The organism is Coprococcus sp. AM100_B19A (genome assembly GCF_027662015.1).
GTDB classification, from domain to species: Bacteria; Bacillota; Clostridia; order Lachnospirales; family Lachnospiraceae; genus Allocoprococcus; species Allocoprococcus comes.
This window is the reverse complement of the sequence record NZ_JAQDKN010000004.1, coordinates 192,087-206,846: the sequence shown is the minus strand read 5'-3', so window position 1 is coordinate 206,846 and position 14,760 is coordinate 192,087. Positions and strand designations below refer to the sequence as shown.

Sequence of the window (14,760 nt, the reverse complement as noted above, 5' to 3'; positions counted from 1 at the left end):
AAAAATGCAGACAGTATTTGCTGAAAAAACAGAAGACCGGTCGCTGGATGATAACAGACATATCGGGGAGCTTTTCTTTATCCGGATGTACTGGGAAAAAGGGAGGATTCCGTCTGGAAATATTCTGTACTGGAAGGATGCCAAAAGAGAGGATGCACAGATCAATTTCACAGGATTTGACGGGCTTTTGCTGTATCTGGATGAAACTTGCGAGCAGAATGGTGTATTACTGAGGAAAGCACAGGTCAGAAGAAATCAGAAAAGAAGACGGTATCTTGAAGCGGGAAAGGAACTGGAGTTGGTAAAAAAATCGGAGCATGCAGCTGTTTTCTGGTTAAAAGTAATGGGACGGGAGTTCGCATCTTTTCAGGGGATAGTGCATATCTGGGGAAGAGATTATCCGTACCGGAGCGGATTTGAACTGATTATACTGCTGAAAGATATTGTAGGATTTACAGAGAGAAGGAGTGTAAGGAAAAACTGGAAGGCAGAGAGAAACTGACGATAAAGGATTGTGAAGTTCTGAAAGACATATTATAATGACATAAGAAACTACAGACAAGAAGAACAGGAGATGCAGACAATGGAATTATGGGATATTTATGATGCAGATAAGAAACCAACAGGAAGAACGATGAAGCGCAATGACTGGTGTCTGAAGAACGGGGAGTATCACCTTACTGTTCTTGGCGTTGTAGCAAGACCGGACGGGGAATTTCTGATCACTAAAAGGGTAATGACGAAAGCCTGGGCACCAGGCTGGTGGGAGGTATCCGGCGGTGCTGCGCAGGCGGGAGAAGCGTCTTACGATGCTGTATTAAGAGAAGTCAGAGAAGAAACAGGACTGGATGTAAGCCGGGCAGACGGAGGTTATCTTTTCACTTACAAGAGAGAGAATCCAGGGGAAGGAGATAATTATTTCGTAGATGTGTATCGTTTTGTGATGGATATTGATGAAAAAGATCTCCATCTTCAGGAGGCAGAGACAGATGGTTATATGTTTGCAACATTAGATGAAATTAAGGCATTTGCGGCAGAAGGAAAGTTTCTGCATTATGACAGTATAAAGAAAGCATTTGAGATGTAAGTAAAATAAAAATCGGATTATCGGGGAAATGACAGATCGCCTGATAATCCGATTTTTTATAAAACAGAAACTCTGAAAAAATATGCAATACATAGCGAGTATCTGTTTCTTTCTGCTACTTGCAATATGATGCAATCACTTTCAACACCTTATCCATTTCCAGTGGCTTTGCGAGATGCTCATTGATTCCGGCATTCTTTGACTTCTGGATATCTTCCGCAAAAGCATTGGCGCTGAGGGCAATGATTGGAACCGTTGGGGCATCAGGGCGGGAAAGTCCGCGGATCGCCTTTGCGGCATCCAGACCATTCATAACCGGCATCATAATATCCATAAGAATGATGTCGTATTCATATGGCTTTGATTTTTCAAAAAGCCGGACGGCTTCCAGTCCGTTGATGGCTGTGGATATATTAAGTCCTGCGGCTTCCAGAGAGAAAACAGCAATCTCAAGGTTCAGTTCATTATCCTCTACAACAAGAATATGAAGATCCGTAAGATCTGCCGGAGTATCAGTGGCAGTTTCCGCAGAGGCGGAAGGTTGATGCTCGTCAATGGTAAATGGCAGAATCAGAGTAAAAGTTGAGCCGACATTTTTTTCACTTTTCAACTGGATCGTACCGCCCATTTCCTGTACCAGTCTGTGAACGATCGCCATACCGAGCCCGGTCCCTTTGTAAATCGTCCGGGCACCGGTATCTTCCTGTGCAAAAGGTTCAAAAATATGCTTCTGAAATTCCGGACTGATACCGATACCGGTATCAGAAATTATAAATTTGTAAATAACATTCTGATGTACCTGCCCGATGATCTTTGCGTGTACAGAGATCGAACCACCGGGCTTATTGTATTTAATTGCATTGCTTAAAAGATTCATGAAAATCTGACGGATATGTAATGGACTTCCGATCAGATAAGGATATTTTAAACTGCCCGGTTTTATTTTTTTCAGAGTGATATCAAGCCGGGAAGCCTGTGCCTCCAGCATACTCCAGCAATTGTCAAGGATCTCGCGGATGTCGAATGGTATCTGTTCAAGGAAGAATCGGTCTGTTTCCATCCGCTGCATATCCAGGACATCGTTGACAAGAGCTTTTAAGTGAAAAGCAGCAGTACGCATTTTCTCATGACACTCCAGCAGTGCTTTGGGATTTGTTTCATTTTTCTGTGCAATATCAAGCATTCCAAGAATTCCGTTAAGAGGGGTGCGGATATCATGTGACATCCGGTTGAGGAAGTCGGTCTTGGCTGTATTTGCCTGATTTGCGGATTTGACCGCCTTAACCAGCTCCTGCTGGTAAGCCAGTTCTTTCTGCTTGTAATCATCGATGATCTGGGTTACATAAAGAATTTCTGTAACATCGTCATCAGTGTCGCGGTTCTGGACGATAAAGGTGGCACGGCGCCAGATCCCCTGTGGAGATGGATACTCCCGGCTTATAAAAAGCTTTCCGTGCAGCCGGTCATTTACCGTTGTCAGATCAAAGAAATACTGCATGATCTCGTGATGTGACGGTGCAACCAGTTTCTCAAGGATATCATTTAACTGCGCAGTGGCGGAAGTGACAACTCCGGTCGGTGTATAGTTCTGGTTGGCACCGGCAAGCTTTTCAATCCGGTCTTGAATCAGATCGATATGGTAAATTGCATGATAAATCTGGCTGGTTGCAGCGGTCAGGTTCTGATATTTACGTTCATTTTCGATATTACGGGTGACATCCTGATGGTATCCACGGATGCATATTCCATTTCCCTGATAATCCGGATAGAGGATACCGCCACATCGTATCCAGATCTGTCCAAGTAACGGATGATTCCATGGGTATGTGATTTCTGAATAACTTTCGTGAATGACCTTCTGTATATAATCAAGCACCGGGGTTACGTATTTGGGAGGAAGCCGGTGATACCAGAACTGATAAACTTCTTCAGGAGACATCTCTTGTGACACACCAAGAAGAGTACACATTGTAGGATTTGGGTGCAGCCGGGGAGCTTTAACGCCATCCATCTCAAGCGTCCAGATACCGATCTGTGCGCCACGAAGAATTTCGTCCATCTCCAGCTGATAATCCAGACGGGATTTGGAGGCAACAACCTCCAGGCGCATCTGCTCATTCTTATGATCTTTGATCATGGTTCCGACATATTTTCCAAGAAGGGACAGCAGGCGGTGGAGCAGGTTGGATTTCTCCATATCCGGATTATCTACGCCAACGAAACCAATCAGCTTTTCGTGTACAGAAATAGGAAAGGCGATCAGGGTAGAAACGTTCTGAACTTTTAACAGTTCATATTCCAGAGGCATAGATTCACGGTAAGCCTCCAGATCTTCGATCAGAATATTTTCACCATGAAGAAAAACCTCGATCCATTTTGGCATGCTTTCAAAAGGAATATCATGCAGATTCCGGATCTGCGGGGTGACTCCTGCGGCGCACCACTCATAAGTATTGGTAGAAGTATGATTTTCACTGGTTTCAAATACATAAGCACGGTCGGCGTCTGTAAATTCTCCGAGCGATTTGAGCATAAAATTGATACCGTCAGCCAGATCCTCTGCTTCATGAAGCAGGGAAATCTGATCTGTCATAAAACGTTCGGCTTCCAGCTCAGCATATAAAGTTGCATTATCCTTGTCATTATTCATAAGGAAATCCCTCTCAAGTAAAGTGTAAAGTTTATAAAATTACTTTACCTTGTTTTTACGAATTCGTCCACGAAAAATTTAAAATATAAACAAATTGTCTGGTGGTTGAAAAAAAGAAGGAATGATTCTATAATTTCAATTAGACGAAAAGATTTTGTCAGGAGATAACAGGAGGAAGATAAAATGGCTTGTACAACAATACTGGTTGGAAAAAAGGCATCGTATGACGGCTCCACGATGATCGCAAGGAATGATGATTCACCGTCAGGCGCTTATATGCCGAAAAAATTTGTGGTGATCCATCCGGAAGATCAGCCGAAGGTATATGAATCGGTGATTTCGCATGTGAAAATAGAATTACCGGAGAATCCGATGCGTTATACCGCCATGCCGAACGCAGTCAAGGGGGAAGGAATCTGGGCGGCAAGCGGGGTAAATGAAGCGCAGGTAGGAATGACGGCAACCGAAACGATCACATCCAATCCACGTGTGCTTGGAGCGGATCCGCTGGTTACATATCAGCCGAAGTCAGACGACCAGGAAGAAATTGCAGGTGGAATCGGGGAAGAGGACATTGTATATATCGTGCTTCCTTATATCTACAGCGCAAGAGAAGGCGTGCAGAGACTTGGAAGTATTCTCGAGAAATACGGTACTTATGAGATGAATGGAATTGCATTCGAGGATGTAAATGAGATCTGGTGGCTGGAAACAATCGGTGGACATCACTGGATTGCCAGAAAAGTGCCGGATGAGGTTTATGTGGTGATGCCGAACCAGCTTGGAATGGATGAATTTGATCTGGAAGATGCACTTGGTGAGCAGAAAAATTATATGTGTTCTCCGGATATGAAGGAATTCATTGAGAAATATCATCTGAACCCGTCCATGGATGGAACCTTAAATCCAAGAGATGCTTTTGGAAGCCATGATGACTCGGATCATGTATACAATACACCGAGAGCCTGGTTTATGGAACGTTACCTGAATCCAAATTCATACAGCTGGGACGGACCGGATGCAGATTATACACCAGTATCCGATGATATTCCGTGGTGTATGGTTCCGGAAAAGAAGGTTACAGTAGAAGATGTAAAATATGTTCTGTCTTCACATTATCAGGGAACACCTTATGATCCGTATGGAGCTTACGGGGACAAATCAATGAATGGTGCTTATCGTTCCATTGGTATCAATCGAAATGATTTTATGTCTTTGATCCAGATGAGACCGGATCAGCCGGAAGATTCCCGCGCAATTGAATGGGTGGCATTTGCATCAAATGCATTTAATGTAATGGCTCCATTCTATGCAGATATTGATGAAACACCGGAATATTTTGCAAATACGACAGGGGAAGTTTCAACAGAGAACTTCTACTGGTCAAGCAGAATGATCGCTGCGATGGCAGATGCTTCTTATAAAAAGTCTATTTTCCATATTGAGCGTTACCAGGAACATGTGATGGCAAAGGCACATCAGATCATAAACCGGTATGATGACGATCTTACGAAAGAAAGTGATATAGCAAAGCGTATGCAGATCAAACGGGAAGCGAACCGGGAGATTGCGAAGATGGTGAAGAAGGAAACTTCGGATACACTGTCTAAGGTTTTGTACGAACTGAGCAATCAGATGAAGAATTCTTATGCGAGATCGGATGCATAAATAAAATACGAGTGGGGAAAGAAGCAGAAAAATTATAAAATGATGTAAGTATTAAAAATAAGAAAAAAGCTGATAAAAAAATAATTTTATAAACAGAAAGGTTTGAATTTTGTAGACTAAGGTATTATAATAGCGTAGGAAGTTGAAAACTTCTTAATCAAATTCAAACAAAAGGCAGGTGAACAGAATGGACAGTTGTGATAGTCATGGGCGAAGTATATACGCAGGATGGGAAAATGGCAGCAGTTCATTCTGTTTGTTCGTATAGCATTTCTTATCCTGTTTTCCCGTATTGACATTCATAATTGAATATTGGATGAAAGACAGAAATGTGGAGAATTTTAGACTTTGATTCTGCATGTTTTTGTGCTGGAAAAAGGATAAGGAGGGCGAAAGTTATGGAAAATACACAGGATTATCAGGACTACCAGGACTACAGAGCTGAGATCCTGGGCATTGTAAGAAGCAATGCCTCTCCGGGAATTATGAGAAACAAACTGGAAGACTACCATGAAAATGACCTTGCAGATGTATTCCCGGATCTCTCCGTTGCAGAGCGGCGGAAATTGTGCCGGATTCTGAATCTGGACATGCTTGCGGATATCTTCGAGTATATCGATGAAAAGCAGGCTGCTGAATATCTGGATGAGATGGATGTGCGGAAAGCAGCAGCAATTCTTTCCAGAATGGAAACAGATGCGGTTGTAGATGTACTGCGGATGATTCCAAAAGAAAAGAGAGCTCTTTTGTTAGAGCTGATGGATGATGAAGCCAGAAAGGATATGGCAGTTATTGCTGCATTCGATGATGAAGAGATCGGTTCAAGAATGACCACGAATTACATTGAGATCAGAGAGAATCTTACTGTAAAGCAGGCGATGACCGAACTTGTCAGTCAGGCAGCAAAAAATGACAATATTTCTACAATTTTTATGGTGACAGCGGATCACACCTTCTACGGTGCGATGGATCTGAAGGATCTGATCACGGCAAGACAGGATACACGTCTTGAGGATCTGATCGTGACATCATATCCATATGTATACGGTCACGAGCTGATCGATGACTGTATCGAAAAATTGAAAGATTATTCGGAAAATTCTATTCCGATCCTGGATAACGATAATAAACTTCTCGGTGTTATCACATCCCAGAGCATTGTAGATCTGGTCGATGATGAGATGGGTGAAGATTATGCGATGTTCGCTGGTCTGACTGCAGAAGAAGATTTGAAAGAGCCACTCAAAGAGAGTATGAAAAAACGTCTCCCTTGGCTGCTTGTTCTGCTGGCACTGGGAACAGTTGTATCTTCTGTTGTAGGTGTATTTGAGCAGGTAGTAAGTCAGCTGACGATCATTATGTGTTTCCAGTCACTGATCCTGGACATGGCAGGTAACGTCGGTACCCAGTCACTGGCGGTAACGATCCGTGTTCTGATGGATGAATCACTGACAGGAAAGCAGAAAGTAGAACTGGTATTCAAAGAGATGCGGATCGCATTTTCAAATGGTGCGATTCTTGGAATTTTGTCATTTCTCGTATTAGGACTTTATATTGCACTTTTCAAAGGAAAGACCTGGACATTCGCGTATGCGGTATCCGGCTGTATCGGTCTGTCTCTGATGGTGGCAATGGTAATTTCCGGTGCGGTGGGTACACTGATTCCTCTGTTCTTCAAGAAGATCAATATCGACCCGGCGGTAGCATCCGGACCACTTATTACGACCATCAACGACCTTGTTGCGGTTGTAGCTTACTATGGACTGTGTGGTATTCTGCTGATCGGAGTGCTTCATCTGGCAGGATAATTATAAAAGAGAGTAAAACGAAGTGCGTGTAGGATATAAATGCTTTTACTGAATAAAACGGTAAAGACAGTACAGTATCCCACATGCATTTCTTTTATAGAAAATAAAAATAAAAAAATAGATAAAAACTATAGGAATGATTATCTATAGAGAAAAACAATTTGAAAATTAAAATATCTGGTGCTAGAATGTAAAAAGCATGTCGGAATAATATCAGAGATATGTTAAAGGGAGGAACATTATGAAAAAAATGAAAAAATTTGCAGCTCTTCTCCTTGCAGTATCAATGGCAGCAGGTATGGTAGCCTGTGGAAGCTCAGATAAAAAGGAAGAGACTACAAAAAAAGAAGAAACCAAGAAAGACGACAAAGAGACAAAGAAACTGGAAGGAACTCTGAAGGTTGTTACAACAGGTGATGCTTATCAGCCATTATTTGATAAGTTTACAGAAGAAGTAGGACCGAAGGTAGAATTTATTTCCATGTCTTCTGGAGAAGTATTGTCAAAGCTCAAAGCAGAAGGTGGAACACCGGCAGCTGATCTGTGGTTCGGGGGCGGAATCGATGCATTTATGGATGCAAAAGATAATAACCTTCTTGAAAAGGTAGATTTTGATGCAGCAGATGATCTTGCACCGGAATATAAGGACAGTGATAATTACTGGTTCTCTAAAGGTGTTACAGTTGTAGGATTTATTGTTAACAATGATATTTTAAAAGAAAAAGGACTTGAAGCTCCAAAGTCCTGGGATGATCTTACAAAAGAAGAATATCAGGGTGAAGTTCTGATGTCTAACCCGGCTATTTCAGGAACAAACTACGCAGTAGTAAATGCACTTCTTCAGACAAAGGGAGAAGAAGAAGGCTGGAAATACTTTGAAGATCTGAATAAGAATGTAGATTATTACTCAAAACGTGGTTCTGATCCGAGCACTAAGACTGCAGCCGGTGAAGTTGGAATCGGTATTACTTATATTGATGGAACTTTAGATGAACTGAAAGAACAGGCAGATGTTGAAGTTGTATATCCGACAGATGGAATGCCATATGTTCCGGAAGGTGTTGCAGCATTTGCAAATGCAGAAAACACAGAAGCAGCAAAAGCATTTATCAAATGGTTCTTCTCAGATGATGAAAATATGAAGATGCTTGCAGAAATCGATCATAAAAATACTTGTTTATTAGTAAAACCAAGTATAGAAGGACTTGAACTCGATTTTGACCAGAGCAAACTGATGAAAGAAGATCTTTCACTTTTTGGAGCAGAAAGAACTACAATTCTTGATAAGTGGAATACTTTGATGGGAGATAAAGGTGAAGAATAGAAAACCTAGAGAAAAACGGGCATCATTTTATGATGCCCATTTTTATAATATATTGGATTATTTCATATTGGCAGTACTGGTAGCAGGTGTATTGCTTTTTATTCTGTATCCACTTCTTTGTATGATCAGACAGAGTTTTGTGGGAGAAGAAGGATTTTCGACAGAAGTTTACAAAAGTATTTTCAGTGACAATCTGCTGCTTGTAAAAAACAGTGTTTTTGTAGGTGTATTATCTGCATTCTTTTCAACGATTCTGGGCCTGTTCGTATCCATTTGCGTATGGACAGCAGGGAAGAAAGCCGGCAAATTTCTGGAAGCCATTTTGCTTATCAGTATGGTTTCGCCGCCGTTTATAGCCTCGCTCGCTTATATCCAGCTTTTCGGAAGGAACGGTCTGATCACAAAAGGCGTTTTCGGTCTTTCGCTGAACCCGTATGGATGGCTTGGCGTTGTCGTAATGCAGACATTATTCTTTTCTTCGTTAAATGCACTGATGATAATCGGAATGCTTCGGAAGATGGATATGTCGCTTGTACGGGCATCCTTTGACCTTGGAGCGTCCTCCGGTTATACATTATGGAGAATTGTTGTGCCATTATTGAAACCGGTACTGCTCAGCTGCTTTTTGCTTTCGTTTATCCGGTCAATCGCTGATTTCGGAACGCCTGTTGTAATAGGTGGGCGTTTTGAAACAGTTTCGACCGAAATTTATATGCAGGTAATCGGATATTCCAGACTGGATAAGAGTGCGGCACTTAATGTACTGCTTCTGATCCCGACAATTCTTGTTTTTATCCTGTACCGCTATCTAATGCAGAAAAATGAAAAAGTCATCAGCGGAAACAGTAATAAGACGGTAGAAGCGGGAGATACATTCCGGGTTCGTGGGCTGTCAGCGGTGATTGTATGGCTGGGCGCAGGTATCTTTTTTGTAATGATGGCGCTTGAATACGGATCCATTTTTCTAAACAGTTTCAGTAGAAATTTACGTGGGAAAATCACATTTACAACGATGTATCTGGACGCACTTCTGGAACGGAATATGGATACATTTATCCGAAGTGTGGAATATGCGCTTATTGTAGCAATAGTCGGCAGTCTGATCGGTATTTTACTTTCGTATTATATTGAAAGACGAAAGATAAAATTTGGCGGAGTACTGGACTTTATTATTACACTTCCGTATATGCTTCCAGGAAGTTGTTTTGGAATCGGATATATTCTGGCATTTAATCATGAACCGTTAAAACTTACCGGAACAGCGGTCATTGTTATCTTGAATATGATCTATAAACAGATGTCAATTACAACGAAGGCTTCGGCATCCTCCCTTTTGCAGATCAGTACAGAGCTTGATGCAGCAGCGCGGGATCTTGGAGCGAATAAATTTCTGGTAATGAAAGATGTCATTCTTCCGAATGTAAAGCAGGCATTTGCAACGGGATTTATCAATAATTTTACAAGTGCGATGGTTACAGCAGGAGCAGTTATTTTCCTGGTGACACCGGGACAGAAGATTGCAGTATTTACATTATTTGATTGCATTAACACAGGTCGGTATGGAGAAGCATCTATGATTGCGACATTTATTATTGTGATCACAATTTCAGTAAATGTGCTGTTTTCAATAATTGTTGCATGGAAAGGGAAAAAGAAACGTGTATTTAGAACTGAAAAACATAAGTAAAAGTTTTGGTGAAAAAGAAGTAGTAAAAGATTTATCACTCTCCCTTCCAAAGGGAGAACTGTTGTGTCTTCTGGGAGCATCCGGCTGTGGAAAAACGACAACACTCAAAATGATAAGTGGATTTTTAAAAACAGATAAAGGGCAGATCCTGGTTGATGGCCAGGATATCACCACACTGGCTCCGGAGAAGCGTCCGGTATCGACTGTTTTTCAGTCTTATGCATTATTTCCACATATGAGTGTTCTGGAAAATGTGATCTATGGTCTGAAGTTCCGTGGCATCCGAAAAAAAGAAGCCAGAGAAATGGGTATGGAATATCTGAAAATCGTAGATATGGAAGAATATGCCGGGTCATCGATTGGGGAAATTTCCGGAGGACAGCAGCAGAGAGTAGCACTGGTCAGATCTCTGATCACAAAACCGAAGGTGCTTCTTCTGGATGAACCGCTTAGTAATCTGGATGCGAAACTCCGGGTAAAAATGAGAGAAGAAATCCGTGAAATCCAGAAGAAATATGAAATTACAATGGTTTTTGTAACGCATGACCAGGAAGAGGCAATGGTACTTGGAGATCAGATCGCTATTATGGATCAGGGAAAGTTGGTTCAGATTGGAAAGCCGGAAGAGGTGTATCTGCATCCACAGAATGATTTTGCAAGAGATTTCCTTGGAATATCCAACCGTTTTGCTGATATCCATGGAAATACAATATGCTGCAGACCGGAGGAACTGGAATTTGCAGCAGAAGGTTCGGTGAAAGGAATTGTAAGACAGGAAGAATTTCTTGGGTTTTACAGACAGTATTATGTTGAAACAATGAATCATGAACATATTATTGTACGGACAGACAGAAATATAAAAGTAGAAGAAGGCAAAGAAGTGCAACTTCGGGTGAAATAAAAAAGACACTGTGCAAGGTGACAATATCAGTTTGATATGCTACCCTGCATAGTGCCTTTTTTATTTTGAGGAATGACCGGTCAGACGTGCATCATCCCTGACATCACACAACCTCCTGCAGCACCGGCATTTTTCAGTTCGTGCAGTTGTGCTTCATCAATTTTGATTCCGCCAATGCCATAAACCGGAATCTGCACAGCTTGGCATACATTCTGCAGAAATGGAAGTCCCCGTGGCGGGAGCCCTTTCTTGCAGTCGGTAACATAAATATGTCCTGCTGTGAGATAGGAAGTCCCCAGCTTTTCCGCTTCGACTGCTTCAGAAACAGAATGGATGGAAGTTCCAACTGTATGAAAATCGGAAACCACTTTCGGATTTTCAAGCAAAAGTGGCAGTGGTAAATGTAGCCTGTCGCAGCCGAGTTCTCTCGCAACGGCTGGATAAAAATGCGGAATAAACGGAACTTTAAACTGTTCACAGATTTCCTTCACCTGCCGGGCAAGAGAAAAATATTCCTCTTCCGGCAGATCTTTTTCACGCAGGATCAGAGCTTTCGGATGCAGCTTGCAGACACGGGTAATCTGTTCTGTAAAAGGACGGGAACAGAGATGGCGGTTTGTTATGGCAATAAGATCTCTATACATAGATATAATCACTCATAACCGGCTGCATATTGTTGGAAAGAAGTGCCTGATAAACCTCATCTACGGAACGTCCGTCAGAAATCTCGAACTGGTCATCTCCCTTATCCTCAATATCATCCACATGGCTTCCGATTCCGGTGCTGACTCCGGCAGAGATTTTTGTTGCAGAAATCTGTACCAGATTGTCTCTTACACGCGCACATTCTCTTGTGGATACCGTAATGCTTGCAAATGGCATAAACAGACGATAAGCGCAGACTACCTGAAGGAGCTGTGGCTCATGGACGTCCATCGGATTGATCCGGTCGTTGTTGATGATCGGACGAAGTCTCGGACAGGAGAAGGCGATTTCGGCATGTGGGTATTTTCTCTGCAGGAGATAAGCATGGTATCCGGTTGCAAAGGCATCCTTGCGGAAATCATCAAGTCCGAGAAGTGCTCCGAATCCGACACCGCGCATGCCGCCCATCAGTGCACGTTCCTGGGCATTGACACGGTATGGGAAGATCCGTTTGTGTCCGGCAAGATGCAGGGTTTCATATTTGTCAGAATTGTAAGTCTCCTGGAATACGGTTACATAATCGGCACCGCACTCGTGGAGGAATGCGTATTCGTCCGAGTTGACCGGATAAATCTCAAGTCCGATGACTTTAAAATATTTACGGGCGATCTTGCAGGCATTTCCGATATATTCCACCGTGGATTTGCTACGGCTTTCACCGGTCAGGATCAGGATCTCCTGAAGACCTGTTTTGGCGATGGCTGCCATTTCTTTTTCAATTTCTTCCTCATTTAATTGTGCACGGTTGATCTTGTTGTGGCAGTTGAAACCACAGTAAATACAATAGTTTTCGCAGTAGTTTGCAATGTAGATCGGAGTAAACATGTAGACGCTGTTTCCGAAATGTTTTCGTGTCTCTGCCTGTGCAGCCTGTGCGATCTCCTCAAGAAGAGGAAGTGCGGCAGGTGAGAGAAGTGCAGCGAAATCCTCCGGTGTACGGATGTCATGCGCAATGGCGCGTCTTACGTCAGCTTCGGTATATTTTTCATAATCATAAGCGTTCATGGCACTTATGACCTGATCCATTACGTCAGATCCGATATCTTCCATTCCCGGAAGGTAAGTCATATGATCAATGCGGTTTTTCTTCTGGTCTTCCAGAATTTCTTCACTTAAAATACTTTCGTTGATATGTGAATTTTCCATTTTGACTGCCTCCTAATTCTCTAAGAATCCTGTCAGAGGTGAGGATGCGCTTGCACCTCTTTCGATGGTGCGTCCCAGTCCGGAAAGATAAGCACTGCGTCCGGCTTCAATGGCTTTTTTGAAAGCTTCTGCCATGGCAGGAACATCTCCTGCAGTTGCGATAGCAGTATTTGCCATGACAGCGGAAGCACCCATTTCCATGGCTGCACAAGCCTGGGAAGGGCGACCGATTCCGGCGTCAACGATGATCGGCAGATCGATCTCATCAATCAGGATCTGGATGAAATCCTTTGTGCTGAGCCCTTTGTTGGAACCGATTGGAGAGCCGAGCGGCATAATGCAGGCAGCTCCGGCATCAGCAAGTGCTCTTGCAGCATTCAGATCCGGGTACATATACGGCATGACAACAAAGCCTTCTTTTGCAAGGATTTCTGTTGCTTTGATGGTTTCGTAGTTGTCCGGAAGCAAGTATTTGGAATCATGAACGACTTCGATCTTTACAAAGTCGCCGCATCCGACTTCACGGGAAAGTCTGGCGATACGGACTGCCTCCTCAGCATTACGTGCACCGGATGTATTTGGAAGCAGGGTTACATTGTCCGGAATATAGTCCAGGATATTTGCAAGACCGCCTTCATTTGCGCGACGCAGGGCAAGTGTGATGATCTGAGCTTCTGCTTTTTCGATACAGGCTTTTACAAGATCCAGAGAAAATTTACCGGATCCGAGAATAAAACGGGAAGTGAATTCATGACCTCCCAGGATAAATTTATCTTCATTTGTACTCATAATAAAGTTCCTTCTTTCTTATATTTTTAAATTTCTTCTTCACCGAGGATCAGCCGCGTGATCATGTTGGCTTCATGTGCGGCACAGATGGCAACACGCGGCGCCATCAGTCCATGACCGTAAGTTGGTGCTGTCACGCCATCACCACACAGATAAAAGTTTTTCATGATCCGTTTTGTGATAATGGTATTGCTACTTCCATAGCCGGCCATTCCGGTTGCGGATACGAGCTTTTTCTCTGGGAAATGTTCCAGAATTCCATTGACCAGCATTGCTTTGGCTTCCGGATTATCAAAAGCTTCGCAGACAATTGTGGCATCTGCAAATAATTCCTGCAGATTATCGTCCGTAACTTTTACACAGTCCGTGCGGATATCCAGATACGGATTGATCTTCAGAAGCAGGGATTTCAGGGCATCGGTCTTGTACATTCCGATATGCTCCATGAAATATTGCTGGCGGTTCAGATTGGTAATGTCAACTACGTCAAAATCAATCAGGTGAAGATGACCGACACCGATCCGTGCAAGCGCATAAGCAACATTAGAGCCAAGGCCGCCAAGCCCTGCGATCGCTACATTTCCTGCCGAGAGAAGCTTCTGCGTCTCCGGTGAATGTCGCTCGTCAAGGGCGGTGTAGATTTCTTCTTTTGTAAGTGTATGATACATGATTTCTTAGCCTCCTCCTACAAAACTTACAACCTCCAGACGGTCCCCGTCTTTGAGCATGGTGTCAGAATAGCTGTATTTTGGTAAAATATCACCATTCATTTCAACGGCGATTCGTTTGATCTGATAATTGTTTTGTTCCAGATAATCCGCAACACTGAGCGGTCCGGTCAGAGTAACTTCTTTACCATTAACTGTAATCATGGAAAAACCTCCTTTCAAAACGGAAAAGTTCTTGAAAATGAAAAAAGAGTCCACAAAGAATTACACCCGTGGTGGTGTACCCCTTCATGAACTCTCGCCCAATCTCAACTTTACCTTATTCAT

The 14,760-nt window shown here is 42.8% G+C and carries 13 protein-coding genes; 7 read left to right on the top strand and 6 right to left on the bottom strand.

Annotated features, from left to right (window positions below; translation table 11 throughout):
- The first annotated feature begins 4 nt into the window (after window positions 1–4).
- Together PGQ33_RS05900 and PGQ33_RS05895 are read left to right on the top strand one after the other, a co-directional pair.
- Window positions 5–502, top strand: a complete 498-nt coding sequence (locus PGQ33_RS05900; protein ID WP_117557271.1) for a hypothetical protein — start codon at window positions 5–7, stop codon at window positions 500–502.
- 81 nt (window positions 503–583) lie between these two features.
- A complete protein-coding gene (locus tag PGQ33_RS05895; protein WP_117824422.1) occupies window positions 584–1,087 on the top strand; it encodes an NUDIX hydrolase in 504 nt (167 codons plus the stop codon).
- A 115-nt stretch (window positions 1,088–1,202) separates the two neighbouring features.
- Here the strand turns inward: PGQ33_RS05895 and PGQ33_RS05890 are convergent, their stop codons facing one another.
- Complete coding sequence (locus PGQ33_RS05890) at window positions 1,203–3,737, bottom strand: GAF domain-containing hybrid sensor histidine kinase/response regulator (RefSeq protein WP_270205435.1); 2,535 nt, start codon at window positions 3,735–3,737, stop codon at window positions 1,203–1,205.
- A gap of 183 nt (window positions 3,738–3,920) precedes the next feature.
- Here PGQ33_RS05890 and PGQ33_RS05885 point away from each other — a divergent pair, with 183 nt between their 5' ends.
- From PGQ33_RS05885 to PGQ33_RS05865, 5 genes are all read left to right on the top strand, one after another.
- Window positions 3,921–5,405, top strand: a complete 1,485-nt coding sequence (locus PGQ33_RS05885) for a C69 family dipeptidase (RefSeq protein ID WP_270205434.1) — start codon at window positions 3,921–3,923, stop codon at window positions 5,403–5,405.
- A gap of 398 nt (window positions 5,406–5,803) precedes the next feature.
- Entirely contained in the window at window positions 5,804–7,213 is a 1,410-nt protein-coding gene (gene mgtE, locus PGQ33_RS05880; RefSeq protein WP_022219946.1) for a magnesium transporter, read from the top strand.
- Window positions 7,214–7,463: 250 nt separating this feature from the next.
- The gene (locus PGQ33_RS05875; protein WP_055296616.1) at window positions 7,464–8,537 is read left to right on the top strand and encodes an ABC transporter substrate-binding protein; all 1,074 of its coding nucleotides are present in this window, start codon (window positions 7,464–7,466) and stop codon (window positions 8,535–8,537) included.
- The gene (locus PGQ33_RS05870) at window positions 8,527–10,224 is read left to right on the top strand and encodes an ABC transporter permease (RefSeq protein ID WP_195250499.1); all 1,698 of its coding nucleotides are present in this window, start codon (window positions 8,527–8,529) and stop codon (window positions 10,222–10,224) included. The genes PGQ33_RS05875 and PGQ33_RS05870 overlap by 11 nt, the downstream gene beginning before the upstream one ends.
- On the top strand, window positions 10,196–11,125 hold the full coding sequence (locus PGQ33_RS05865) for an ABC transporter ATP-binding protein (RefSeq protein WP_117824431.1): 930 nt from the start codon (window positions 10,196–10,198) through the stop codon (window positions 11,123–11,125). The genes PGQ33_RS05870 and PGQ33_RS05865 overlap by 29 nt, the downstream gene beginning before the upstream one ends.
- Before the next feature lie 80 nt (window positions 11,126–11,205).
- On the opposite strand, the gene PGQ33_RS05860 is transcribed toward PGQ33_RS05865, so the two are convergent.
- Genes PGQ33_RS05860 through thiS form a run of 5 tightly spaced genes read right to left on the bottom strand, consistent with a single transcriptional unit; the run spans window position 11,206 to window position 14,637 of the window.
- On the bottom strand, window positions 11,206–11,769 hold the full coding sequence (locus tag PGQ33_RS05860; protein WP_117824432.1) for a thiamine phosphate synthase: 564 nt from the start codon (window positions 11,767–11,769) through the stop codon (window positions 11,206–11,208).
- A complete protein-coding gene (gene thiH, locus PGQ33_RS05855) occupies window positions 11,762–12,976 on the bottom strand; it encodes a 2-iminoacetate synthase ThiH (RefSeq protein WP_022219951.1) in 1,215 nt (404 codons plus the stop codon). The genes PGQ33_RS05860 and thiH overlap by 8 nt, the downstream gene beginning before the upstream one ends.
- Window positions 12,977–12,988: 12 nt before the next feature.
- Complete coding sequence (locus PGQ33_RS05850; RefSeq protein ID WP_117824433.1) at window positions 12,989–13,765, bottom strand: thiazole synthase; 777 nt, start codon at window positions 13,763–13,765, stop codon at window positions 12,989–12,991.
- A 26-nt stretch (window positions 13,766–13,791) separates the two neighbouring features.
- Window positions 13,792–14,433, bottom strand: coding sequence for a sulfur carrier protein ThiS adenylyltransferase ThiF (thiF, locus tag PGQ33_RS05845; protein WP_008368611.1), 642 nt, complete (start codon window positions 14,431–14,433; stop codon window positions 13,792–13,794).
- Between the two features lie 6 nt (window positions 14,434–14,439).
- Window positions 14,440–14,637 carry a sulfur carrier protein ThiS gene (thiS, locus tag PGQ33_RS05840; protein ID WP_008368609.1) on the bottom strand — a complete coding sequence of 66 codons (198 nt, stop codon included), beginning with the start codon at window positions 14,635–14,637 and terminating at the stop codon, window positions 14,440–14,442.
- Window positions 14,638–14,760 lie beyond the last annotated feature (123 nt).